General features: G+C 32.9%; 24 protein-coding genes. 17 read left to right on the top strand and 7 right to left on the bottom strand.

Annotation, left to right across the window (positions count from 1 at the left end; translation table 11 throughout):
* Nucleotides 1-100 precede the first annotated feature (100 nt).
* On the top strand, nucleotides 101-727 hold the full coding sequence (locus tag AAEO59_RS13180) for a WbqC family protein (RefSeq protein WP_341701218.1): 627 nt from the start codon (nucleotides 101-103) through the stop codon (nucleotides 725-727).
* Nucleotides 728-816: 89 nt separating this feature from the next.
* Here the strand turns inward: AAEO59_RS13180 and AAEO59_RS13175 are convergent, their stop codons facing one another.
* The 6 genes from AAEO59_RS13175 to AAEO59_RS13150 form a co-directional block, all read right to left on the bottom strand.
* Complete coding sequence (locus tag AAEO59_RS13175) at nucleotides 817-1,863, bottom strand: endonuclease/exonuclease/phosphatase family protein (RefSeq protein ID WP_341701217.1); 1,047 nt, start codon at nucleotides 1,861-1,863, stop codon at nucleotides 817-819.
* A gap of 42 nt (nucleotides 1,864-1,905) precedes the next feature.
* Nucleotides 1,906-2,778, bottom strand: a complete 873-nt coding sequence (locus AAEO59_RS13170; RefSeq protein WP_341701216.1) for a rhomboid family intramembrane serine protease — start codon at nucleotides 2,776-2,778, stop codon at nucleotides 1,906-1,908.
* Nucleotides 2,779-2,794: 16 nt separating this feature from the next.
* Nucleotides 2,795-3,607, bottom strand: coding sequence for a rhomboid family intramembrane serine protease (locus AAEO59_RS13165; protein ID WP_341701215.1), 813 nt, complete (start codon nucleotides 3,605-3,607; stop codon nucleotides 2,795-2,797).
* Entirely contained in the window at nucleotides 3,604-5,499 is a 1,896-nt protein-coding gene (gene mutL, locus AAEO59_RS13160; protein ID WP_341701214.1) for a DNA mismatch repair endonuclease MutL, read from the bottom strand. The genes AAEO59_RS13165 and mutL overlap by 4 nt, the downstream gene beginning before the upstream one ends.
* 167 nt (nucleotides 5,500-5,666) lie before the next feature.
* Nucleotides 5,667-6,242, bottom strand: coding sequence for a 6,7-dimethyl-8-ribityllumazine synthase (gene ribH, locus AAEO59_RS13155; RefSeq protein WP_341701213.1), 576 nt, complete (start codon nucleotides 6,240-6,242; stop codon nucleotides 5,667-5,669).
* Between the two features lie 100 nt (nucleotides 6,243-6,342).
* Nucleotides 6,343-7,116, bottom strand: a complete 774-nt coding sequence (locus AAEO59_RS13150) for a tetratricopeptide repeat protein (protein WP_341701212.1) — start codon at nucleotides 7,114-7,116, stop codon at nucleotides 6,343-6,345.
* 243 nt (nucleotides 7,117-7,359) lie between these two features.
* Here AAEO59_RS13150 and recF point away from each other — a divergent pair, with 243 nt between their 5' ends.
* The 10 genes from recF to AAEO59_RS13100 all read left to right on the top strand — a co-directional run bounded on the left by recF (nucleotide 7,360) and on the right by AAEO59_RS13100 (nucleotide 17,959).
* Nucleotides 7,360-8,439 (top strand): DNA replication/repair protein RecF, encoded by a 1,080-nt coding sequence (gene recF, locus AAEO59_RS13145; RefSeq protein WP_341701211.1) that lies wholly within the window; start codon nucleotides 7,360-7,362, stop codon nucleotides 8,437-8,439.
* A gap of 163 nt (nucleotides 8,440-8,602) precedes the next feature.
* The gene (locus tag AAEO59_RS13140; protein WP_341701210.1) at nucleotides 8,603-9,301 is read left to right on the top strand and encodes a thioredoxin domain-containing protein; all 699 of its coding nucleotides are present in this window, start codon (nucleotides 8,603-8,605) and stop codon (nucleotides 9,299-9,301) included.
* A 7-nt stretch (nucleotides 9,302-9,308) separates the two neighbouring features.
* A complete protein-coding gene (locus tag AAEO59_RS13135) occupies nucleotides 9,309-9,986 on the top strand; it encodes a DUF2461 domain-containing protein (protein WP_341701209.1) in 678 nt (225 codons plus the stop codon).
* A 175-nt stretch (nucleotides 9,987-10,161) separates the two neighbouring features.
* Complete coding sequence (locus AAEO59_RS13130; RefSeq protein ID WP_341701208.1) at nucleotides 10,162-11,241, top strand: glycosyltransferase; 1,080 nt, start codon at nucleotides 10,162-10,164, stop codon at nucleotides 11,239-11,241.
* Between the two features lie 159 nt (nucleotides 11,242-11,400).
* Nucleotides 11,401-11,727, top strand: a complete 327-nt coding sequence (locus AAEO59_RS13125) for a hypothetical protein (RefSeq protein WP_341701207.1) — start codon at nucleotides 11,401-11,403, stop codon at nucleotides 11,725-11,727.
* Nucleotides 11,728-11,969: 242 nt separating this feature from the next.
* Nucleotides 11,970-12,983: a UDP-N-acetylmuramate dehydrogenase gene (murB, locus tag AAEO59_RS13120; protein ID WP_341701206.1), complete on the top strand. Its 1,014-nt coding sequence runs from the start codon at nucleotides 11,970-11,972 to the stop codon at nucleotides 12,981-12,983.
* Between the two features lie 131 nt (nucleotides 12,984-13,114).
* Entirely contained in the window at nucleotides 13,115-14,221 is a 1,107-nt protein-coding gene (locus AAEO59_RS13115; protein ID WP_341701205.1) for a glycosyltransferase, read from the top strand.
* Entirely contained in the window at nucleotides 14,212-14,763 is a 552-nt protein-coding gene (locus AAEO59_RS13110) for an RNA polymerase sigma factor (protein ID WP_341701204.1), read from the top strand. Before AAEO59_RS13115 ends, AAEO59_RS13110 begins: the two co-directional genes overlap by 10 nt.
* Nucleotides 14,764-15,097: 334 nt before the next feature.
* Nucleotides 15,098-15,550, top strand: coding sequence for a hypothetical protein (locus AAEO59_RS13105; RefSeq protein ID WP_341701203.1), 453 nt, complete (start codon nucleotides 15,098-15,100; stop codon nucleotides 15,548-15,550).
* Between the two features lie 1,026 nt (nucleotides 15,551-16,576).
* The gene (locus AAEO59_RS13100) at nucleotides 16,577-17,959 is read left to right on the top strand and encodes an MFS transporter (RefSeq protein ID WP_341701202.1); all 1,383 of its coding nucleotides are present in this window, start codon (nucleotides 16,577-16,579) and stop codon (nucleotides 17,957-17,959) included.
* A 363-nt stretch (nucleotides 17,960-18,322) separates the two neighbouring features.
* Here the strand turns inward: AAEO59_RS13100 and AAEO59_RS13095 are convergent, their stop codons facing one another.
* On the bottom strand, nucleotides 18,323-18,607 hold the full coding sequence (locus tag AAEO59_RS13095; protein WP_341701201.1) for a hypothetical protein: 285 nt from the start codon (nucleotides 18,605-18,607) through the stop codon (nucleotides 18,323-18,325).
* A 169-nt stretch (nucleotides 18,608-18,776) separates the two neighbouring features.
* Here AAEO59_RS13095 and AAEO59_RS13090 point away from each other — a divergent pair, with 169 nt between their 5' ends.
* From AAEO59_RS13090 to AAEO59_RS13065, 6 genes are all read left to right on the top strand, one after another.
* Entirely contained in the window at nucleotides 18,777-20,171 is a 1,395-nt protein-coding gene (locus AAEO59_RS13090) for a DUF1800 domain-containing protein (RefSeq protein ID WP_341701200.1), read from the top strand.
* Nucleotides 20,172-20,195: 24 nt separating this feature from the next.
* Nucleotides 20,196-21,362, top strand: coding sequence for a DUF1501 domain-containing protein (locus AAEO59_RS13085; protein ID WP_341701199.1), 1,167 nt, complete (start codon nucleotides 20,196-20,198; stop codon nucleotides 21,360-21,362).
* Nucleotides 21,363-21,519: 157 nt separating this feature from the next.
* On the top strand, nucleotides 21,520-22,410 hold the full coding sequence (locus AAEO59_RS13080; RefSeq protein WP_341701198.1) for a DMT family transporter: 891 nt from the start codon (nucleotides 21,520-21,522) through the stop codon (nucleotides 22,408-22,410).
* 222 nt (nucleotides 22,411-22,632) lie between these two features.
* Nucleotides 22,633-22,911, top strand: coding sequence for a DUF2805 domain-containing protein (locus AAEO59_RS13075; protein ID WP_341701197.1), 279 nt, complete (start codon nucleotides 22,633-22,635; stop codon nucleotides 22,909-22,911).
* A gap of 89 nt (nucleotides 22,912-23,000) precedes the next feature.
* Complete coding sequence (locus AAEO59_RS13070) at nucleotides 23,001-24,869, top strand: M61 family metallopeptidase (RefSeq protein ID WP_341701196.1); 1,869 nt, start codon at nucleotides 23,001-23,003, stop codon at nucleotides 24,867-24,869.
* 90 nt (nucleotides 24,870-24,959) lie between these two features.
* Nucleotides 24,960-25,673, top strand: coding sequence for a DUF4369 domain-containing protein (locus AAEO59_RS13065; protein WP_341701195.1), 714 nt, complete (start codon nucleotides 24,960-24,962; stop codon nucleotides 25,671-25,673).
* The last annotated feature ends 107 nt before the right edge of the window (nucleotides 25,674-25,780 follow it).

Genomic DNA, 25,780 nt, shown 5'->3' with positions numbered 1-25,780 from the left:
GATTTACACAGATTAATCTGTTCTTAATCTTTTTAATCTGTGGCAAAAAAATATAAATCAATTCAAAAAAGATAGATTTAACTATTTCACATTGGTACAAATGAAAACATTATTACATCCATCCTATTTCCCCTCAATTAGTCATTTTGTGGCCATGATACAAGCTGAAAGCATCGTATTTGAAATGGAAGATAATTTTCAGAAACAAACCAACAGAAATCGTACTTATATTTATAGTCCAAATGGCGTTCAGTTATTGAATATCCCAATAAAACATTCTAAAACAAGTCATCAAAAAACGAAAGACATACAGATTGAAAACGATTTTGACTGGCAAAAACAACATTTCAAATCCTTAGAAGCAGCTTATAGAAGCTCTCCTTTTTTCGAATATTTCGAAGATGATTTTGTTCCTTTTTTCGAAAAGAAACATACTTTTTTAATGGATTTAAATTTTGAAGCCTTGGAAATTATTTCTAAATGCATGCGTACAAAATTTGAATTCACCACTACCGAAGAATACTTTCACGAAGTAGATTCAAACACGATTAAAGATTACCGCTTTTTAATTAATGGTAAAAAAGACCCTTCTGTTTTTGAATCCTATCCTCAGGTTTTTGATGATAAATTTGGTTTCATCAACAACTTAAGCATTCTTGATTTACTTTTTAACGAAGGCAAATTCACAGTAGATTACTTAAAAGCACAAAGTTTAGTTATCAAATAATTCATGGTAAAAGTTTAACCGTAAAGATTGCAAAGGTCTTTTCGCAGAGTTAAAAAAACATAAAAAAATCAGTGAATTCGTGGCTAAAACTATTCCAGCGAAAGCTTTGCCATGATTGGGTAATGATCCGAATTATCAAATTCAGGAAAAGTTTCAAACTTTTTTACCTTCATTTCTCTGTCGGCAAAAATGTAGTCTATACGGGCAGGATAATATTTAAAACGATACGTTTGACCAAAACCTTTACCAGCCTCTTCAAACGCGTCTTTACTACTACCTTTTATTACGCGATACACATATGAAAAGGCACTATTATTCATGTCTCCACAAATGATAACGGGATAATGACACTCTTTCAAATTATCCCTTAAAATCTCGGCCTGTTGTTGCTGTTGCTTGAAAGCCTTACTTATTCTAAAAAACAACAGCTGCGACTTTTGTTTATTAATTACATCAATATTTTCGGAAATTTCATTAACATCCGGAGAAATCTTAATCGATTGCAACTGCATATCATAAACCCTTATAATATCTTTACCTTTCTTTATATCGGCATAAACTACATTATTATTTGAATTGGGAAAAGAGATCTTACCTTCTTCTATAATTGGAAATTTGGAAAAAATAGCCTGCCCGGTTTTAATTTGATTTCCTTCCATGAAAATAGCCCGATGTGGATACACTTTCAAATCAACATCTGCTGAATTAGAATATTCCTGAATACACAAAATATCAGGGTTCTTATCATTGATAAATTCTAAAATAGTTTCCGGAATATCGTCTCTATTTTGCCATTTAAACAAATTGAAAAGCCTAACATTGTAGCTCATAACCACAAAATCATTTTCACTTTCAGGATACTCTTTATTTGAAAATTTATAAAATTTATTGATAAATGTTATTCCAATTAAAAGTACTAAACCAGACATCATCATTCTTTTTTTTAATTGAATGCCCCAATACAGAAAAAAGAAAGAATTAAAAACGAAAAACGCCGGCATAAACAAAGTCAATACCGATAATAACGGAAATGTTTTAGGCGCCAAAAAGGGCAGCACATAAGCGATAAATGTAATGACTATAAGGATAATGTTTAAAACAAACATCCCTCTGTTAAACCACGAAAGATTTTTCATTTTATTTTATTTAATGTCCAAAGCCAGCTCAACTTCAAACCATTATTTACCCGATTTGAATAAAAAATCCTTTTCCTCTTTTGTTAAACTATCATAACCCGACTGACTGATTTTATCCAAAATCTCATCAATTTGTTGTTGCGTTTTATCTTTTGTTACAATTCTGGATGTTGTACGTTTTTCAACCGGTTTAGAATAATTCTTATGCACTTTTTTAAAGGGAGTCGATGGTGATCTTCTGAAACCATTGGCAAAAAAATCAATAATTTTAGTTACAATTAAACTTAAATCAGTACCATTTTGCAAAGTTTTAATATAGATAAAACCAAATAGAGCGCCAGCCAAATGCGAAATATGCCCTCCCATATTCTCTAAACGCAATTGCATCAAATCCAGTATAAGTAAAACAGCTGTAATATGCCATAATTTTACATTACCAATCAAAAGTAACCTAACAGGCATTAAAGGCTGGTAAACAGTAACAGCCATCAAAACAGCCATTATAGCCGCCGAAGCACCTATCATAGGAGCGCTAATATTCATCAACAAATAACTCCCTACAAAAACAGCTCCAGCAAAAACAGCACTCAAAAGATACAAACCTAAAAACTGTTTTTGAGTAAAAAAAGTTAAGAACAACTGACTGGCAAAATTAAGTACCAGCATATTGAACAAAATATGAAAAAAATCCGAATGAAAGAAAGAATAACTGATAAATGACCATGGCTTCCATAACAAATCTGCCGGATTTGAAGACAAACTCACAAATTGAAGAACATTTACTTCAACACTAAACAATCGAAATAATTCAGGCAAAACAAATGAAATCAAAAAACAAGCAATATTCCAATAAATTAGCTTATTGACTATTCCTCCCAGTTTGTATTGCATTTTTAAGTCGTCTAAAATATTCATTTAGTTTACTTTTTAATTAATTCCAACGATTATTATTAAACTGATTTTTCTTCCAATATAACATCATCAAAAAACCTGCAATTGCACCGCCAATATGAGCAAAATGAGCTATCCCAGTACCACCACTTCCAAACAATGAACTTCCTTTGAATCCTAAAAACAAATCAACAAATAAAATTCCAGGTACAAAATACTTCGCTTTTATGGGAACAGGAATAAACATCAAAGCTAATTCGGCATTAGGAAACATGAAAGCAAAAGCAGTAAGTAAACCGTATATAGCGCCAGAGGCTCCTATAACTCTTGATTGTACAATTTGCCCAGCTTGCATCAATGAATTAAATTGCTCCTGAGTACAGTGAGCATTATTTAAAATTATAGCAATTTCGCCATCTTTCATTCTACCACTTGCATCAAATAAGCTTGAAAAATCAGCATTTAAAATCAAGTGAAGATCTTCTTTTGATAAGTTCAAACCCGAAACACTATCTAAAACAGATTGCAATTGAAGATAGTTCACTCCTGTGTGAAGCAAAGCAGCACCTAATCCGCATGAAATATAAAAAAACAGGAATTTTTTACCACCCCAAAAATGCTCTAAAGCAGACCCAAAACTGTATAATGCAAACATATTAAATAGAATATGTGCAAAATTTGGCCAAGGTGCATGCATGAACATATGGGAAAATAACTGCCAAAATGCAAACCTTTCACTTTCGGGATAGAAAAGAGATAAAAACTCATAAGAAACCGGCACCAATTGGGAACCAACAAAAAAGATAATATTAATTATTAACAGTTGTTTTACAACCGGAGTTACATTCATCATATTGCAAATTTTTTATCTATATCTTCCACACGCATGGTGATGAAAGTTGGTTTTTGGAACGGGGAAACATTAGGATCTTTACAAGCAAAAAGTCCGTTCACCAAATTCTCCTGTTCTTTTATTGTTAAACTTGTACCTGTTTTTACAGCTAAACTCTTAGCCATCGACTTGGCAATAGTATCATTTTGACTAAAACTATTCTCCGGAATTCCATCTTGTAAATCGCTCAATAACTGCTCTAAAAGAATCGAAACTTCACTTTCAGTAACATTAACCGGAATTCCGGAAATCACTACATGATCATCATTTGTATCTTCGAAAACAAAACCCGTATTTATCAACGAAAGCTTTAATTCGGCAATCAACTGCATTTCGCTAGTTGAAAAATACAAATTCAACGGAAATAATAACTGCTGACTCGATGCCTGATGCACGGTCATATTAGTCAAAAATTGTTCATACAAAACGCGCTGGTGCGCACGCTGTTGATCAACAATTACCATTCCAGACTTGATAGGCGAAACAATATATTTTTTGTGAATTTGATACACATTTTGAACGGCATGCTCTACTTCTTCATCATTAAATAAAGAAGCGGTCACTTCTTCACTTTCAAACGATATTTCAGCAGGTTCATCTGGAAAATCAGCTTCTTGTTTCAAACCTACGTATAAACTTTCCCAACCAGAAGTAGCAGCAGTTTTTTTATAACCTGATGAAAAACCAGAAGAAGAACCTGAACTTGTAGCTGCTGAACCAGCATAATGTTTATTGACTTTATCATCAGAAAACGGATTAAAAGTACTATCCACCTGAATGGTTGGCGTTATTCCTTCTAAATCTTTATAATGATAAGGCGTGTCTAAATTAGCATCTCTTTCGAAGTCTAAAACTGGCGCCACATTAAACTGTCCCAAACTATGCTTAATAGAAGCCCTTAAAATGGCATACAAAGCACTCTCATCATCAAACTTGATTTCTGTTTTCGTAGGATGAATATTAATATCAATAGCGTTGGCTGGAACCGTTAAATACAAAAAGTAACTCGGCTGTGTACCGTCTTTCAAAATTCCGTCATAAGCAGCCATAACCGCATGATGCAAATAACCACTTTTTATAAATCGGTCATTGACAAAGAAAAACTGCTCGCCTCTGTTTTTTTTGGCAAACTCAGGTTTGCAAACAAACCCCTGAATTGTTACTATTTCAGTATCTTCCTGAACCGGAACTAATTTTTCATTAGTTTTTCCTGAAAAAACATTAACCACACGTTGTCTTAGTGTCGAAATAGGTAAATTATACATTTCACTTCCATTATGGTAAAATGTAAAATGAATATTTGGGTGAGCCAAAGCCACCCGTTGAAATTCATCAATAATATGACGGTATTCCACGGTATCCGACTTTAAGAAATTGCGTCGGGCAGGAATATTAAAAAACAAATTTTTGACAGCAAACGAAGTCCCTTTTGGCAACACCGCTGCTTCCTGAGAAATAAACTTACTTCCTTCAATAACAATCTGGGTTCCCAACTCCTCCTGATCCTGCTTGGTTTTCATTTCCACATGGGCAATCGCAGCAATAGAAGCCAAAGCCTCTCCTCTAAACCCCTTGGTATGCAAACTAAACAAATCTTCGGCATGACGAATTTTAGAAGTTGCATGACGCGCAAAACACAAGCGCGCATCAGTCACATTCATGCCTTTTCCATTATCAATTACCTGAACGAGTGATTTACCGGCATCTTTAATAATCAATTTGATGTCAGTTGCATTAGCATCAACCGCATTTTCAAGTAATTCCTTAACTACCGAAGCCGGCCTCTGAACCACTTCACCAGCAGCAATTTGGTTAGCAACATGATCCGGAAGTAATTGAATGATACTCGACATTTTATTCTGTTTTCAGTTTTCTATAATTAGTAGCCAGAGAATGACTAAGACCAGCAAATTTAATAAATTTTGACTGGCTTTTCTTCTTTTGCAAATCATAAATAAAACAAAAAAACCTATACCATTTTACAAAAACAGTATAGGTTTCATTCTGAATTATTTAGTTTTTACTCTTTCAATTCTAAAGGAGTCCCCTCGCCTAACTGAGCAGCTCCGGAAGTCAATAAATTTTTATTTGCAAAATCATGTACTAAAGTAGCTTGCTCACGAATATAAGCCATTTTAATCGCTGCAATAGCTGCTTCAGTTCCTTTATTACCATGAATTCCTCCACTTCTGTCAATTGATTGCTGCATGGTATTATCAGTCAACACACAAAAAATAACCGGAATATCCGTTTGTATATTCAAATCTTTAATTCCTTGAGTTACTCCTTCGCACACAAAATCAAAATGTTTGGTTTGGCCTTGAATTACGCAACCTATGGTAATTACAGCATCTACTTTTTGAGTCTGTAGCATTTTTTTCGCCCCATATATCAACTCAAAACTTCCCGGTACATTCCATCTGATAATATTTTCAGCCGGAACTTCATTATCTAAAAGCGCTTCTTCTGCACCTTTATACAAACCTTCAGTAATGTTTTCATTCCACTCCGAAACTACAATTCCAAAACGAAAATGCTTTGCATTCGGAAGTGCATTCTTGTCGTAATCTGACAAATTTTTATTTATTGTTGCCATATCAAATGTATTTTTTTTAAACTTTCAATTTATAAATAAAAATTGGTGATTACAAGTACCACCCCTTGTAATCACCAATATCTTTAAATGCAATTTATTATTATTGAGACAAACCAATCAATGCATCAACTGAAGCAGCTTCAGGAGTATTTTCGTAGTTTTCTTTAATATCTGTCAAGTACTTCAAAGCATCTTCTTTTTGTCCTAAAGCCAAAGCTGTTTTTCCAGCTTTTAACAAAAAGCGTGGTGTTGTAAAGTCATTTTTATTTGACTCAGCAGCTTTCACATAATAATCCAAAGCTTCTTTATCTTGTTTTTTCTCAGAATAAGCATCACCAATTGCTCCTTTTGCCAATGCACTTAGAACAACATCCGTTGAGTTAAATTTTCCCAAATATTCAATCGCTTCATCGTATTTTCCAGTATTCAAATAAGCAAGTCCTGCATAATAATTAGCCAAATTACCCGCTGAAGTTCCTGAATATTCCTGAGCTATTTTAACAAATCCAAACTTTCCTTCTGAACCATTAAGAGCTAATTTATATAAAGAATCACTAGCAACTCCGTCAACAGCTTGTTGGAAATTTTGTTGCGCTACAAACATCTCGCTTGCAGCCTCATCTTCTTTAGGCTCAGCGATAAATTTCTGATATCCTAAATAACCTACTGTTAATAAAGCAATAGCTCCTACTACACCAATAATAACTTTTTGGTTTTTAGCAACCCAATCCTCCGTTTTAGATGCAGTTTCATCTAATTTAGAAAAAACCTCAGCAGTTGTACTGTTTTTTTCGTCAATTACCACTTCTTCTACTACCTCTTTTACTTCCTTTTCTTTTGGTGCTTTATATCCTCTTTTATTATACGTAGCCATTTAAAATTAATTTAGTGAACCGCAAAAATAAAATTTTTATTGAAACTCACACATAAAAACTAATATTTTATATCTAAATCGAAAATATTTTTAACTTATGGAATTCTATCTAAATCAAGCCTGCCTTTTTTTAAACAGAAAAACTTCAAAAGCCATTTATATCGATATTTTTCAATAATTTGCAGCCTCATTCAAAAGCCCTGACTAAAACAGTAAATTCGGCAACAGCAGCAGACTACTAAAATGTACTTAAAAAAAATTTCTCTATTCAATTATAAAAATTTTTCGGAAGCCAGTTTCGAATTTGAAGGCAAAATCATTTGTTTTGTGGGCAAAAACGGCATTGGAAAAACGAATGTTCTGGACGCAATTTATCATTTATCTTATGGCAAAAGTTACTTTAATCCGCTAGCGGTTCAAAATATCAAACACGGCGAAGAGTTTTTTGTAATTGATGCCGAATTCATCAAAAACGAAAGGACCGAACAACTGGTTTGCAGCTTAAAAAAAGGACAAAAAAAAGTACTAAAACGCAATGGTAAGGCTTATGATAAATTCTCCGATCATATTGGTTTTATACCGCTCGTAATCATTTCGCCAGCCGATAGGGATTTAATCATCGAAGGCAGTGAAACCCGACGAAAATTTATTGACAGCATCATTTCCCAACTCGATTCCCATTATTTGCAACAACTCATTCAATACCAAAAAGTAATGAGTCAGCGTAATGCTCTGTTGAAATATTTTGCCTTAAATCATGTTTTTGATAACGACACCTTATCTATATATAATGAGCAACTAAATGAATTTGCCCAATATATTTTTGAAAAAAGAAAAGAATTTATAGCCGAATTTATCCCAATTTTCAGCAAACACCATCACGCTATAACGGACTCTCAGGAATCAGTGCAATTAGTGTATGAAAGCCATTTGTTTGAAAACGATTTATTGACACTTTTACAGGAAAACATCAATAAAGACCGTGCTTTGCATTACACCAGCACCGGAATTCATAAAGACGATTTATCTTTTGAAATCGATAATCATCCTATTAAAAAATTTGGTTCCCAAGGTCAGCAAAAATCATTTTTGATTGCCTTGAAATTAGCTCAATTTGAATTTCTAAAAAAACAAAGCGGCGTAAAACCTATTTTATTATTTGATGATATTTTTGACAAACTGGACGAAACCCGCGTAGCTAAAATTGTCGAAATGGTGAATTCAGATACTTTTGGCCAACTTTTTATTTCAGACACACATCCGGAACGTACCGAAACGATTGTCAAATCGACACATCAGTCGTATAAGATTTTTAATTTGTGATTTTAGTTTAACCACAAAGGAAAGAAAGCATTTCGCAAAGTTCAAAAAGAAAGAAATCCTTTTTAACCAATGTAATTTGTGGCAAAAGATTTTAACGATAAAAGCTCCTTAGCAAAAAATAAAAAAACTAACTTCGTACCTTAGTTTTAAACTTAAAAACACCATGAAACTTAAATCCCTTGTTGTATTTTTTCTACTGACATTAGTTATTTCCTGCAATGCACAAACTTCAAAAAACATAAAAACCATTGACGCTTTAGCTTTTGCTGAAAAAATAAACACTACAAAAAACCCTCAAATTTTAGATGTACGCACACCTGAAGAATTTAACTTAGAACATATTGAAAACGCTGTAAATGAAAACTGGTTTGCTAGTGATTTTGCTAAAAATGTTGAAAAATTAGATAAGAACAAAGCTGTATTTGTGTATTGCAAAAGTGGAGGAAGAAGCAAGAAAGCAACAGAAAAACTAGCCGAATTAGGCTTTAAAAATATTTATGAACTTGAAGGTGGATTTTTAAAATGGGATGCCGCCGGACTTACAAAACCTAATGATAAAATCATTGGTATGTCAAATCAAGAATATGAAGTACTGTTGAATTCAGATAAAAAGGTACTAATTGATTTTTATGCTGAATGGTGTGCTCCTTGCAAATTAATGACTCCTTACCTACTAAAGATGCAAAATAATTTAAAAGATAAAGTAACCATCATTCGCTTAGATGCAGATGAACACAAAACTTTACTTAAAAATTTAAAAATAAGTACGCTACCAACTCTTTTGCTATACGAATCCAAAGAACTTAAATGGAGCCATTCAGGTTATATTAGTGAAACCGATTTAAGCAAACAATTAAATTAATCACACCATGCTTTCAAAAGACTCGATACAATTCCTTGACGATTTAAAAATCAACAATAATCGCGACTGGTTTCAAGACAATAAAAAAAGATACGAAGCTTATAAGAAAGACTACCATCAATTAGTAAGTGATTTTCTTGATGCCATGAAACCGATGGATCCAGCATTAGAAATGCTTGAAATTAAAAATTGTACTTTTAGAATCAACAGAGACATTCGATTTTCTAAAGATAAATCACCTTATAAATCACACATGGGTATTTGGCTTTCTTCAGGTTTAAAAGATGCAAATCGTGCAGGATATTACATTCATATCGAGCGTGGAGCCAGTTTTATAGCGGGAGGATTTTATTCACCAGATCCGGATCAACTAAAAAAAATACGCAAAGAAATTGCCTTTTTCTACGAAGATTTGGAAGCGATTTTGAATGAGCCTAATTTTAAAAGAGAATTTGGCGATTTTAGCCGTAATGAAAAAAGCGTACTAAAAACTCCGCCAAGAGGTTACGAAAAAGACCATCCAGCGATTGAATTTTTAAAATTAAAAAGTTTTGAAACCATTCAAAAAATAGATTTTTCAGAAGTATTACAAAAAGACTTTGTTTCTAAAATGAGTCAGAAATTAATACTGTTAAAACCTCTGAATGAATTCATGAATCGCGCTTTAGAAACGGACGAATTTTAGTAAGCATCCTGAAGCTTTTTTTAACCGCTAAGAACACAAAGTTTGCGCAAAGTACCTTAAACTTTGTGTTCTTTGCGTTTTAAAAGACAATAAAAAATCTTTCATTTAATCTTTGCGGTTAAACATTTTTGAAAACTCAAGGAAATCTTTTTAATCTGTGGCAAATAAATAATTGATGAAAAAAAGGAAAATACTTTTTCTGGGCGAAAGTTACCGTGCCGATGCCATTACATGGATGAATGGTCTGAAAGAATTTGGCGATTTTGAAATTATTAGTTGGGAATTACAAACTCCTAATACTACTTTTTCCAACAGAATAAAAAGAACACTGGAGTTTATCCTTGCTCCTCTTAGCATTCAAAAAGCAATTCGTCAGCAAAAACCCGATATGATTATTGCCGAAAGAACTACCAGTTATGGTTTTCTGGCAGCAATATCAGGATTAAAACCCTCAGCCATTGCCCAACAAGGCAAAACAGATCTTTGGCCTGAAAATTCCATCACAATTCCTTTCAAGAAAATTTTACAAAATTACGCTTTCAAAAAAGCGACGCTTATTCATGCTTGGGGCCCTATAATGGCGGAACACATGAAGAATTCCAAAGTGGATATGACCAAAGTTTTAGTATTGCCCAAAGGAATTGATTTAAGTTCATTCGAAAATAAAAACATTGCCAATCCTGATAAAATTCATGCGATTGTCACTCGTTCACTGTTACCAGAATACCAACACGAAATTATTCTTCAGGCTTTTTATCTTTTGAATAAAAGAAAAATTGATTTTACCTTGACTATTGTTGGCGATGGAAAGAACTTAACTTTTTTAAAAGATTTAGCAACGAAAATGCAAATTGAAAACAAAGTCATTTTCACAGGCAGAATTCCTAATACCAAACTTCCTGAATTGCTTGAACAAGCCAACATTTACATCAGCATGCCTGTAACCGAAGGCGTTTCGGCCTCTTTATTTGAAGCTATGGCTTGCAGTTGTTACCCAATAGTTTCGAACATTCCCGGAAATCAAAGTTGGATTCGTCATCGCGAAAACGGACAGTTAATTACGGTAAACGATACCGAAATGTTGGCTGATGAAATTCTTTGGGCTTTTGAAAATAAAGACTACAGAAATCAGGCTGTTATTCAAAACAGAAAATTTGTGGAAGAAAATGCTAATTACCAAACTAACATGAAGATTATTGCAGACAAATACCATGAATTAATTAACACAACTGCTTCAAAAAAAATAAACCAATAAATTATAATGAAACAATTATTTACATTAAATATTTTTTTGATTTTCAACATTTTTTGTTACTCACAAAATATTAATTTTGAAAATAAATACACATCCGAAATAGTTTTTATTGAAAACTCAAATTTACAAAACGCACTACAGAAAATAATCCAAAAAGATATGATTTGCCAGACAAAAAGTCTTAACTGGTATATCGATTTTATTAGCAATGATAAAATTTTAATTAGTAAATATTATATTGAAAACTTAATAGCTGAAAAAGGACTTAAATATATATATACAACTTTTATAGACAATAAGATACTATTTATTGTAAACAATGAATTCACAAACAATTCTATCTCAAAATCAAAATATTCAGTAGATTTAGGGCAATTCATCGGAAAAGAAAATTACTCTACTGTAGATTATTCATTTTGGGTCATCCAAAACAAAGGAGGTAAATATAAAATTATTAAAGAAAGAAGATATAAATGTGACGAATAACTACAATACATGAAATTCAAAAAACAAAATGAAAATCATTACCGATAAATACCATGAATTGACTGAAATGAAACATTAAAAAAAACAAACCATTAAGAAATTAAGTTTCATTAAGCGATCCTTTTCTAAATTTTCTTAATTTCTTAATGGTTTAAAGAAACTTTCCCTCTTTGCAGTAAAATCAAAAATTATAATTCTTACTTTTGAATCGCAAATTCAATCTTTAAAAAGCGCTTTCTTTTATGGAAATTCAACAAAATTTTTCTTTAAAAAACTACAATACTTTTGGCATTGAAGCCAAAGCAAAACAATTTGTTGCCGTTCACTCCGTAGCCGACTTGGAAACTGTTTTGAAAGAACATAAAGATGAAAAGAAATTTATTTTAGGAGGCGGAAGCAATATGCTTTTAACCAAAGATATTGATGCTTTAGTGATTCATATTGATTTGAAAGGAAAAAAAATCACCCAGGAAGACGATGATTACGTTTGGGTTGAAGCTCAAGCGGGTGAAAACTGGCATGAATTTGTACTTTGGAACATTGACCAAAATTTTGGCGGACTCGAAAATATGTCGCTGATTCCGGGAAATGTGGGAACAACTCCGGTACAAAACATTGGCGCTTATGGTGCTGAAATCAAAGACAGCTTTGTTTCCTGCGAAGCCATCCATATTGCTACTCAGGAAATGAGAACTTTCAGTAATTCTGAATGCAATTTTGGTTACCGAGAAAGTATTTTTAAACACGAAGTAAAAGACCAATACATCATTACTTCTGTGGTTTTTAAATTAACGAAACGCAATCATAAAATCAACACTTCTTACGGTGATATTTTAGGTGAATTATCTAAAAATGGTATCGAAAATCCGGGATTAAAAGAGGTAAGCAATGCCGTAATTGCCATCAGACAAAGTAAATTACCAGATCCAAAAGAACTGGGAAACAGCGGTAGTTTTTTCAAAAACCCAATTGTCTTGAAAGTTGATTTCGAAAAAATCCATCAAAAATTCCCTGAAATGAAATTCTATGATGTTTCGGCAACCGAAGTCAAAGTTCCTGCGGGCTGGTTAATTGAACAGGCCGGTTTTAAAGGAAAACGTTTTGGCGATGCAGGAGTTCATAAAAATCAAGCCTTAGTTTTAGTGAATTATGGCAATGCAACGGGACAGGAAATTCTGGAAGTTGCTAAAAAAGTACAACACACAGTTTTTGAAACCTTTGCAATCCAAATTGAAGCCGAAGTAAACATCATTTAAAATCAAAAATTAGACAGAAAATTTTCTTTAAAATTCATATTGTATCATTTTCAAATCCTAATTCTATTTATACCTTTGCACTGTCCTTTCCTGAGGCTTCGGGATGGGGATTAAACAATCTTTAAACTCAGATGCTTATACCGATTCTTTACTTTTTTATTGTTATTGTTGTTATTCAAATTGCGTATTATTTAGGTGTTTTTGGGAAATTTGCTTTCGCCAAAGCACAAAAAATTACGCCTAAACGAATTCCAATTTCTGTTATCGTTTGTGCCAAAAACGAAGAAGAAAATGTGGCCAAATATGTTCCGTTATTAGCTGAACAAAACTATCCTGATTTTGAGATAGTTCTGATTGATGATGCATCAAGTGATAACACTTTAGAATTATTTGAATCCTTCGAGAAACAATATTCTAACATTCGTCTCGTTAAGGTTGAAAACAACGAAGCATTTTGGGGCAATAAAAAATACGCTTTAACCTTAGGAATCAAGGCGGCTAAAAAAGAATATTTGCTTTTTACGGATGCAGATTGTTTCCCTACATCAAAAGATTGGATTACAGCTATGAGTTCACAATTTACCTTACACAAAACAATCGTTTTAGGTTACGGAGGCTACGAAAAGATAGCCAATTCCTTCCTGAACAAAGTGATTCGTTTTGAAACGGTATTGACAGCTATCCAATATTTTTCATGGGCTAAACTAGGACATCCTTATATGGGAGTAGGTCGAAATATGGCGTACAAAAAAGAAGAATTTTTCAAGGTAAATGGTTTTATTAATCACATTCAGGTGCGTTCCGGCGATGATGATTTATTCATTAACGAAGCTGCAAATGGCAGTAATACCACAGTGGCTTACACTCCGGAAAGTTTTACTTACTCTGAACCTAAGAAAACATTCAAAGAATGGTTTACCCAAAAAAGACGTCATGTAGCTACTGCTAAACATTATAAAACGGTTGACCAGTTACAATTGGGATTCTTTTTTAGTTCCCAACTCTTATTTATCGTTTTGGCAACCATTTTATTGGCATTCCAATTCCAATGGATTTTGGTGTTGAGTTTAGTAGGTTTAAGATATTTGTGTGCCTGGATTTGCATCGGATTCTCTGCCGGTAAATTAAAAGAAAAAGACATTAAATTTTGGTTTCCAATTGTAGAATTAGCGCTTGTTTTTACACAAATTAACGTATTCTTTACTAATATTTTTTCAAAACCGGTCAATTGGAAATAAAAACTCAAATCGAAAAAGCGAAACAGGGAGACCAAACCGCCTTTACTTTTCTGTTGAATCAGTATTGGAACGAGGTCTATGGATTTATGCTTAAACGAACAGAGAACGAGACCAATGCCGAAGATATTACGATAGAAACTTTTTCGAAAGCTTTTGACAAAATAGCAACTTACAATCCTGAATTTCAATTCAACACCTGGTTGATTTCGATTGCTAAGAATGTGTATATCGATATGCTTCGCAAAAGAAAATCCAGCCTTTTTGTGGAAATCACCGAAGAGGAAGACCAGAAAGCCTACAATGTTGCCGATACCACTCCGTCTAAAGAAGACGAACTCATCACCGAGCAAAACCTGTCGCAATTACTGCAATACATCAAAGAACTGAAACCGCATTATCAGGAAGTGATCCAATTGCGTTATTTTCAGGAAATGAGCTATCAGGAAATAGCCGATAAAATTGACGAACCTCTTAACAACGTCAAAGTAAAACTACTAAGAGCTAAGAAATTATTGGCCGAGATTATCAATAACAGGAGATAATTTTTTTTAAACCATGAAGAGATTTAAGGTTTATTAAGAGTTTTTAATGTTAAGGAAAATTCAATGCTTCGGACTTTTACAAGTAAGAAAAGTTTTTATATTTGTGTTTTGCAATTAGAAATAATACGCAAAAAAACTAAAACATGCGCATAACCCGATAAAGGATCTAACTAGTTTGGTATATGCGTGTATAAACTAGTTATGTGACACCTTTAGACAACTCATGAGAAAATACACTTTCCTAATACTACTTTTGACATTTAGTGCTCATTCACAGAATAAATTTTCTTTAGTAAATGACTCAATAAGAATACAGAAGCTAGAAGAAATATTTATGGTTAAAAACCAAAGAAAGTATCGTGGAAAAAACACTTTGCTATTTGACTGTGTCAATAAGAAACGACTAAAATATTCGGATAACGAATCTGACGAGAATTACGTAAAGTTTGAAGAACTTGGAGTAATTAAGAACTCAATTATTGTGATTCAAAAAACAGAATATAATTCAGAGAAATATATTTTATTAGAAATCAAAAGTTGTAGACAATTAGTACTTGAAGGTTTTCCATTGAGAATAGAAAACACCGAAAAGTATTTGACTTTTAATAATCCAGGAACTGACGAAGCTTATAAAATTCAAATTCTTGAATATAAAAATGACTTCTTCGAAATCGAACACACAATTACTTTTCCAAAAGAAATTTTACCGAAAAGGATTCTGAAAGTTGACAATAAAGAAGTGCTTGTAATGGACAGAGAAAACAGAATATGGAAAACGGTTTTATAACAAAGGCGTCATATAACAGCTGTTTCCCCACGCTGCCGTACGAATCCTTTCGTGTGGTATTTTTCTTTGTAGAATTACTTGATGAGATTCCTACGGAATGACAAGATTGCATTTAAAAAAACTTAATTCACTTCATCCCTTAATGGTTCAATACTTTAAAAAAAGTCTTTTCCCCCACGCTGCCGCACGAATCCTTTCGTGTGGCATTTTTCTTTGTAGAATTACTTGATGAGATTGCTTCGCCAGTTCCCCACTACCAAACCATCAATGCCTATACAGTAAAATACAACTACTATTTCCAGCCCCATTGAACAAAAGGGGCTTTTTTTGTCCCTAAAACGAACCAAAAAGGTTCTATACACGAACCAAAAAAGTACCTAATAGTCTTTTTTAAGTACGTTAAGGGACTCTTTTTAGTACTATAACGTCTTTTTTTACTCCGCAAATGGGCGTTTTTAAGTACCCTAAGGTACTTTTTAAGTACGCTACAGGATGTTTTTAGTACCATTGCGCCTTTTTTTGGTTCTATAATAGTATGATAATGACCCAACCGCCCGGTTAGCCCCACACCGCACGAATACTTTCGTGTGGCATTTTTCTTTGTAGAATTACTTGATGAGATTCCTACGGAATGACAAGATTGTGTTTAACAACAACTTAATTTTTTTATCCTCCTAGCGGTTTCATATTTTTAAAAAAGTCTTTTCGCACAAAATGCAACAAAAATCAATAAAACGAATTAGTTACGTAGAAAAGTTTCTAAGTCTCATTTTTTTCTACTCAAAGCTTTAAATCCCTTGTAAACAGTACGTTTTTATTATTCATACGTAACTATAAGTTACCATACCTAACAAATACTTACGTAAAAATACGTAATTATTTTCCAAAAACTGCGTTTTCGCAACTTTTAATCCAAACAATGCTAGTAATTTTGCCTTGTAAATAAGTAAAACACTTAGACGTAAGTTCACTACTTAAACGAGCGAAAACAAAACAAGACAAAATAAACAATTAAATTCTTTAAAAATGAGTTCAATTTCAACAAATCAACCGCTTTCAAGTTTAAACATTTTTAGTGGAAAAGGCGTTCAAATGCGTACCTTTCATATTACATGGTTAACTTTTTTCTTTTCCTTTTTTGCATGGTTTGGTATGTCATCTCTTATGCCATTGGCTAAAGAACAATTACACCTTACAAAAGACCAATTAGGAAATATTCAAATTGCAGCTGTATCTGCAACTATCGTTGCCCGATTATTAATCGGTAGATTAGTGGATAAATTTGGTCCAAGATTAACCTACACCTGGTTATTAATAGTTTGTTCGATACCGGTTTTTTTAATAGGTACTTCACAATCATATGAAAGTTTCCTTTTCTTTAGATTAGCTATTGGTGTTATTGGAGCTTCATTTGTAATTACGCAATTTCACACCTCAGTAATGTTTGCTCCGTCTATTAAAGGAACGGCAAACGCTACAGCAGGAGGTTTTGGTAATGCTGGTGCCGGATTAGCCAATATCATGATGCCTATAATTGCTGCAGGATGTGTAGGATTAGGACTTTGTACGGAGCAGGACAGCTGGAGATACGCTATGATTGTTCCAGGATTCATGTTATTGTTCTTTGCTTTTATCTATTTCAGATATACTAAAGATTTACCAAACGGAAACTACAAAGAACTTGGTATCCAAAACAGCAATAAAGAAAACACTTTTATGCTTGCTGTTAAAGATTACCGTACCTGGGTTTTAACAGTTGCTTATGCTGCTTGTTTTGGTGTAGAAATCACTATTGACAATTTTGCTCCTATTTACTTCACGGATACTTTTGGTGCATCATTAAAAACAGCCGGAATCTGTGCAGGTATTTTTGGATTAATCAATCTTTTCGCAAGACCTTTAGGAGGTATCGTTGCTGACAAAGTGGGTAAAAGCTATGGTTTTTCAGGTAAAAATTTATTATTAGCCTTATTACTTGTATTAGAAGGTATCGGAATTATTTTCTTTGGTATGACAGATCAATTAGGCGTTGCCATCTTTTTAATGTTCTTATTTGGAGTAAGTTTAAAAATGGCAAACGGAGCAACTTACAGCTTAGTACCATTCGTAAATCCAAAAGCAGTAGGAAGTGTTGCCGGAATTGTGGGTGCAGGTGGAAATATTGGTGCGATGTTGATTGCTTTCTTATTCAAAGCCAAAGCGGTTAAATTCTCAAAAGATGTAATTAACGAAAGTGGCGTTGCTCAAACTAAAGATTTAATTGATTATACTAACGCTTTCTATATCTTAGGAATCATCATTTTAATTACCGGAGTTATTGTTTTGGCAGTGAAATTTGCAGTAAAAACAAATGATGATGAAATCATAGTAGAAGGAAAAGAACCAGCTCCTGTTTATGTAAAATCATAATATCCCATTTTAAACCTATAAAATTCTCATAATAAATAATGTTTTGGTTTATTATTTAAAAGTGAAGGCTGTCCTGATGAGGCAGCCTTTCTTGTATTCTTATTATTTGTGAAATAGTTAATTATTTTAAATACAAAATCCGTCCCGTTCTAAAAAAACGAGACGGATATTTTAGCCTTTAAAACATTAAAGACCTAAACGCAGGCTTGGGGCACCTACGCTAATTCTGGTAGTTGTACTTGTTGGGCTATAACTTCTTTGATAATAAGGTCTTTCATAACCATAATAGTAATAACCTGCATAAGTATAAAACATTGGGTCATGATGACAGTGGGCATCGCAATGGTCATAATGTTCAGTATATTATTCCTTCTTACTTGCCATATAAGCACGATAGGCTTTTCGGTCCTTTTGCTTTAGGGTTTTCTCATATTCTTTTTGTTCTTTCCAAAAAGCCTTTTCCTCTGCCTTTGTTTTGGCTACAAAAGCTAATTCGTATTGAGCATCCTCTGCTCCACGTTTTTGATAATAGGACATTTTATCTGTTGAAACATTCACATTTGTTTCACTTTTCACGGTCGCGTTTTGTGCTTGTAAATTAATAGTCCCTAAAAAAAATAAAAAAAATAAGGTCTGTATCTTTTTCATAATCGTACAATTTATTGATTAAATAATAGTTTTTATTAATAAGACAACCTAGAATACATTTTCCCTACCCTGCCAACTATTTTTTTTATAACGAAAAAAATGTATAACATTAAACCTTTTTCATTATTTAACATCTTAGTTACCAACAACCAAACAAACCCTATCTATTATGAACCACAACAACCTTTGGTCCCTTCGTTTGGGCTTTTCAAACCAGCAAGCAGCAAACATTGAAAAAATGGGGATTTCAAAATTCCTCGAAGCCTCATTTAAAACTGATTTTGATAAAAGTATTCCTGATTTTCTAAAAGATAGTCCTAAAACCATGGCTGATTTTAGAGAATTACGCAAAAAAAACAACGCTCTGGACAGAGAAAAAAAACAAGAATTTCAAAAACAGGAAGCCCAAATATCATTAGAAATGAAATCCTGGTGGATTGACAAAATGAGAAACGACTCTTTTCCGCTGAGAGAAAAAATGACCTTGCTGTTACACAATCATTTTGTATCTACTTTTCAAAAAGTCAAAATCAATTATTGGATTTTTGAACATAATCAACTGCTTCGAAAACATGCTTTTGGTAATTTCAAAGAATTAACTAAAGACATCATCAAAAGCAATGCGATGATTCGTTATTTAGATAATGGTGACAACCGCAAAGGAAAAATCAACGAGAATTTAAGTCGGGAATTACTGGAACTTTTCACTCTGGGAATTGGCAATTATACCGAAGATGATATTAAAAATGGAGCTAAAGCCTTAGCAGGTCTGGGCATTGGTGATAATGGTGGTGTTTACCGTGATCGTATTGCCGACGATTCGGAAATAATATATTTTGGTAAAAAAGGACATTTTAAAGCAGATGATCTTGTTGATATTATTTTTAAACAAAAGAATAGTCCTTATCTTTTTACCCGTAAAATTTTGCAATGGTTTATTTATGATAACCCAAGCGAAAAACTAATAACCTATTATGGTGATTATTTTAGAAAACAGAATTTTGAAATCAAACCTTTATTAGAAAAAATATTTACCGAAGAATTTGACAAAAAAACGGCCGGTTCTAAAATCAAAAACCCATTAGAATACAGCTTGCAAATCCTGTCAGAATTACAAATTGACCCGAGAAGCAACCGACCACTAGTGGCTTTCCTGAAAGGACAAGGCATGGATTTATTTAACCAGCCTAATGTAAAAGGCTGGGAAGGCGGCAAATCATGGCTGACTTCACAAATTTATTTACAGCGAAACAATCTGGCGGATTTATATTGTAGCGGAAGAGAAATTTTCAACAAAAAAGCCATCGGAAATATGATGGAGGAAAAAGATAATCGTCCTAATTTCAAAAAAACAATGGTTAATTTGAAATGGAAACAGGGTACTAACAAAGAAATAATTAGTGAATTATCAAATCGATTATTGTTCAAAATAGACAACGAAAGTCAAAAGGACTTCGAAAACATCCTGAAATACGATTTTGATGCCTATGCTCAAAATGCTAATCAGGCGGTTTTAAGACTTTTTAATGCAATGGTCAAAGAACCTGAATTTCAATTAATTTAACAACCTCCCCTTAATTATCTGATTATGAACAGAAGAAACTTTCTATCGCTTACAGGAACATTAACAGGAGGAACCCTGTTACTTCCTAATTTTTTGTTTTCTTATGCTACTCAAAAAAACCTCATTATAGGTGAACAATGTTTAGTTTTTGTCCAATTGAATGGCGGAAACGACGGCTTAAATACGTTCATCCCTTTTGAAGATCCTTTGTATTACAATTTACGTCCCAATATTGCCATTTCTAAAAACGAAGTTATTTCAACTACTAAAGGAATGGGATTTCATCCTTCGCTAAAAGGATTTGCCCAGATGCAACAAAATGGCGATTTATCTGTGATTCAAAACGTAGGTTATCCTGAACCTAATCGTTCCCATTTTAGAAGTCAGGAAATCTGGCAAACTGCTTCTGATTCCAGTCAATATATCAACGAAGGCTGGCTGGGACGCTATTTAGATCTACAATGTGTAACGCACACTCCTACAGCGGGAATTAACATCGATTCAATTGATAATTTATCTTTAAAAGGAGATAGTCCAAACTCTATTACTGTAAAAGATCCGGACCGATTTAAAATCAAAAACATCAAAGAAGAAACAGATGTTTTATCTGAAAATCCTTCCTTAGATTTTGTTCGAAAAGTAGCCAATTCGGTTTTAGAAGGTTCGGAAGAAATTCAGACTGCCTTAGGCAAATCGACTGCCGAAACCAGCTATCCTAAAAATGCATTAGGGAAAAATCTGGAATGGATTGCCCGATTGATTAAAGGAAATTTAAATTCGAAAGTCTACTACACTTCACAAGGTGGTTATGACACACATGACAATCAATTAACCATTCAAAACAATAAATTCAAAGAATTAGACAGCGCTTTATACAGCTTTTATCAGGATTTGAAAAAAGCCAATTTACTTCAAAATGTAACAATCGTTGTTTTTTCTGAATTTGGACGAAGAGTAAAAGACAATGGCAACGGAACGGATCACGGAACCGCGGCACCAATGTTTGTAATAGGCGGACAAAACCAAGGAAAAGTCATAGGGAACAATCCTAACCTTGCTGATTTATCTCAAGGTGATTTGAAATACCAAATTGACTTTAGATCTGTATATGCGAGTTTATTAAAAGAAAAAATGGCTTTTGATCATCATAAAATTGGGATAAAAAGCAATCCTTTACAGGGTTTATTTTAATTTGCTCAAAACCTTTAAAGTAAAAGCAATCAAAGTTTTAAAGCGCTTAAATAGCTTTAAAAACTTTCAAATCTATAAACACATAAGTTTTATCTATGTCGATTCATTAATCTAATTGATGCAGAAAACTAATTTTGCATGCTCTAAAAAGATTAATATGATTCAAAATAAAACTTTAAAAGGAGTTCTATACGTGGCATTGGGAGCCAGCAGTTACGGCATGCTGGCTAGCTTTGTCAAAATGGCTTATCAGGAAGGCTATACTACAGCCGAAGTAAGTGGTTCACAATTTTCTTTAGGTCTCTTTACGGTTTTACTACTTAATCTAATTCGAAAAGTAAAAAAGGATACAGATGACGTAAAAATCACCAAGCCACAGATTCCGAAACTTATTCTAGCCGGAACTTCAATGGGATTTACCAGTGTTTTTTACTATTTGTCGGTCAAATATATTTCTGTTTCTATTGGGATAGTTTTATTGATGCAAACAGTTTGGATGAGTGTGCTTCTGGAAATGATTTTAGACAAAAAAAGACCCTCTTTCCAAAAAATTGTTTCAGTAGTTATCACCTTAATTGGAACTATTCTGGCGACAAATATCCTCAATACTGAACTAAACTTAGATTGGCGTGGTTTCTTTTGGGGAATTTTGGCTGCAGCAGCATTTACGACTACAATGTTTGGCGCTAATAAAGTTGCAATAAATGTTCCTTCTATACAACGTAGTTTTTTCATGCTTATTGGCGGAACTTTGATAGTGGTATTATTTGGTATTATTACACAAACAACACCCTTTAACTTTTCCATTTTCATGAAATGGGGTATAATACTTTCCTTATTTGGTACAGTCATCCCTCCTTTTCTACTTAACACAGGTTTTCCCCTTACAGGTCTTGGATTGGGAAGTATTGTTTCGGCTTTAGAGCTGCCGGTTTCGGTAACAATGGCTTACTTTTTATTATCCGAAGAAGTTAATAGGATTCAATGGTTCGGAATTATGTTAATTATAGTGGCAATTATTTTGATGAATATTCGTTTAAATAAATAATCAAAAATCTATTTTGCAACAGAAATAAGACACCAAAAAACAACAATAAAACAGCCTAAACAACAACAGGAGTCACAGTTCAACTGATTTTTACAAAAAGCTTTTTTTAACAAAAAAAATTAACTTTTAAATTGTAGTAATTATTTTTTTTATTAATATTGAAATCTATTACAATATCATTTTTTTAATTTAAAAAAACTATTTAGAATAAATTTTCACGTGATGAAAAAGAGTAACCGTAAAGAACTGAGCTTTGAACAAACTGAGAGGCTTGTTACATTAGCCCTGGAGGAAAGAAATCCTTTTGAAATTATAAAAAAAGAATTTGGGTTGGCTGAAAAAGAAGTTCTTGAAATTATGAAGAAAAAGATGCCTCTGGAAAAATTTGAGATGTGGAAAAAGAAAGCTACGGCCAATAAACCTAAGCCTAAGCCGCTTAAAATTGACGATTTTGACGACGATTTAGATGGAAAATATTATATCAAAAATAAATTAGACTAATCCTAGAAACACTCTTAATTACGAGTGTTTTTTTATTTGTTTTACGTAGTCCCTAAGGGCGTAAAGCAATTTAATTCAAACATATTTAGATGAGAAAATTATTATTTGCATTCGCATTTACTTCATTCTTCTGGAGTGCCAAATCCACGACTATCAACAAAAATGGAAAAAGTAAACCCCAAATCATTGCAGTCAACATCAATTTGAATGAGGTAAAAAACGATCAGGTTTTAGTTACTGTAAATGCACCTAAAATTAGCTCTAATGAAATTACTTATCGCATTCCTAAAACGGTACCAGGAACCTATTCTGAAGATAATTACGGAAAATATATCGAAGATTTAAAAGCTTACGACAAAAAAGGGAAATTATTGACTGTAAACAAAGGAGATCAAAATTCGTGGACAATTGCGAATGCAAAATCTTTAAGCAAAATCACTTACTTAGTAAACGACACCTTTGATAGCGAAAAAGGAACCGGATTTGGTCAAGATGATGTTTTTTCACCTGCCGGTTCTAATATCACAGCTCATGAAAATTTTATCATTAACACGCACTGTTTTATTGGGTATTTTGACAATTTTCTGGCAACACCATATCAATTAAGCGTTAATCATGCTGCCAAATTATGGGGAGCGACTTCCATGGTGGATAATGACAATAGTACAACAAGAGATGTTTTTAATACTTCACGTTATGCAGAATTAGTTGAAAATCCAATCATGTATTCTAAACCTGATTACACTACTTTCAATGTAGACGGTATGGAAATTCAAATATGCGTTTATTCTCCAACAGGAAAACATACCGCCGAAAGCATTACTCCGGAGATGAAAACAATGATGACTGCTCAAAAGAAATTCTTAGGCAAAATCAATTCGACTAAAAAATACTCTGTTCTGCTTTACCTATCCTCTTTAAAAGAAGATGACGCCAAAGGTTTTGGTGCCTTAGAACATCCTACTGCTACGACGGTAGTATTGCCTGAAATGATGGAAAAAGACGAATTAGTCAAATCGATGACTGATGTAGTTTCGCATGAATTCTTTCATATCGTAACTCCTTTGACAATACATTCTAAGGAAATACAGTTTTTTGACTACAATGCCCCTAAAATGTCTGAACATTTGTGGATGTATGAAGGAATTACCGAATACTTTGCGAATCTTTTTCAGATAAACCAAAACTTAATTTCAGAAGAAGACTTCTACAACAGAATGGCTGAAAAAATAGAAGAAGCCGGCGCACTTAACGATTCTATGCCATTTACAACCATGAGTGCTAATGTTTTAAAAGAACCATACAAAAGCCAATATTTAAATGTGTATCAAAAAGGCGCATTGATTGGAATGTGCATTGATATTATTATTCGAGAAAAAAGCAACGGTCAAAGAGGAATATTAGATTTGATGCAAAAATTATCGAATGAATACGGTATCTCAAAACCATTTAATGATGAAGAACTTTTTGATAAAGTAACTCAATTGACATACCCTGAAGTAGGTGACTTCCTAAAAACCTATGTCGCAGGACCTACTCCAATTCCTTACGAAGTTTATTTAGCAAAAATGGGGCTTGGAAAATCAAAAATTCAGGTACCGGGAGCTATTTTCTTAAAAGACAATGAAACTCCTTATATAAATGTAAATCCTAGTTCTAAAGAAATTTTTGTTGCTCCAAATATGGAACTGAATGTTTTCTTTGACAATCTAAAATTACAAGGAGCTGATATTATCCTGGCTATCAATGATGTTGCGTATAACTATGATAACATCTATGACTTGATTAATCAAAGCACTAAATGGACAGATAACCAACCAATTAGTATAAAAATCAAACGAAACGGCAAAGAAGAACTTTTAAAGGGAACCGTTAAATTCCCTCTTGAAGAAAAAGAAAATATTATTGTGACTGATGAAACTAAAAAACAAATAAAAGAAGCCTGGCTAAAGGGATAATATAAAAATAAAAAGACTTTAAAACAGAATAGGAGTTGAATCTTCAATTTTTCAACTATTTTCTTTACTTTGCACAAAATTAACTTACCAATGAAAAAAATAATTCTTGCTTTCGCTTCCCTACTAACCATTGTTTCCTGCGATAAAAAAGAACAAAAAGGAAATTTACACATCACAGGAAATGTAAAAGGGCTTAAAGACGGAACGCTTTACATCCAAAAAGTAGTTGACACTTCTCTAGTAGCAATTGACACTATCAAAATTGATGGCAACTCTAATTTTGAAAGTTATATTGATTTAAAATCGCCTGAGATGCTTTATCTGTTTTTAGACAGAGGTGTTAGTAATTCTTTAGATAACAATCTGATGTTTTTTGCTGAAGCCGGTAAAATGAATATTGATACTAATTTAGATTCTTTTCTATCTGCTGCTAAAATCACAGGTTCAAAAAATCAAGAATTATATGACGAATATAAAAAAACCACTGAAAGATATAAAAATGAAAATTTAGATCTTATTGAAAAAAAGTTTAAAGCCATTAAACGAAAAGATCTTAAAGCCATCGATAGCATTAATCAGTTACAGGATTTAAACATAAAACGCAAATATCTATTTGCTGTTAACTTTGCAATGAACAATAAAGATCATGAAATTGCTCCATACATCGCTCTAGCCGAAGTTTACGATATTAATGTCAAATATTTGGACACTATAAAAAATGCAATGACTCCAAAAGTAGCACAATCTTATTATGGCAAAAAATTAACCAGCTATATTAGTAACATCAAAAAAACAAACAACTAGCTAAATAAATTAAGCTAAAAATAGCAAAGCATTTCAGTTAAGATCTGAAATGCTTTTTTTGTTTGAATACAAATGTAATTTTCACATCTTTTTTGTACTTTGTTAAC

It is taken from the genome of Flavobacterium flavipallidum (assembly GCF_038289905.1).
Taxonomy (GTDB): domain Bacteria; phylum Bacteroidota; class Bacteroidia; order Flavobacteriales; family Flavobacteriaceae; genus Flavobacterium; species Flavobacterium flavipallidum.
The sequence above is the reverse complement of the archived record's forward strand: the minus strand, read 5'-3'. Positions and strand labels throughout refer to the sequence as shown.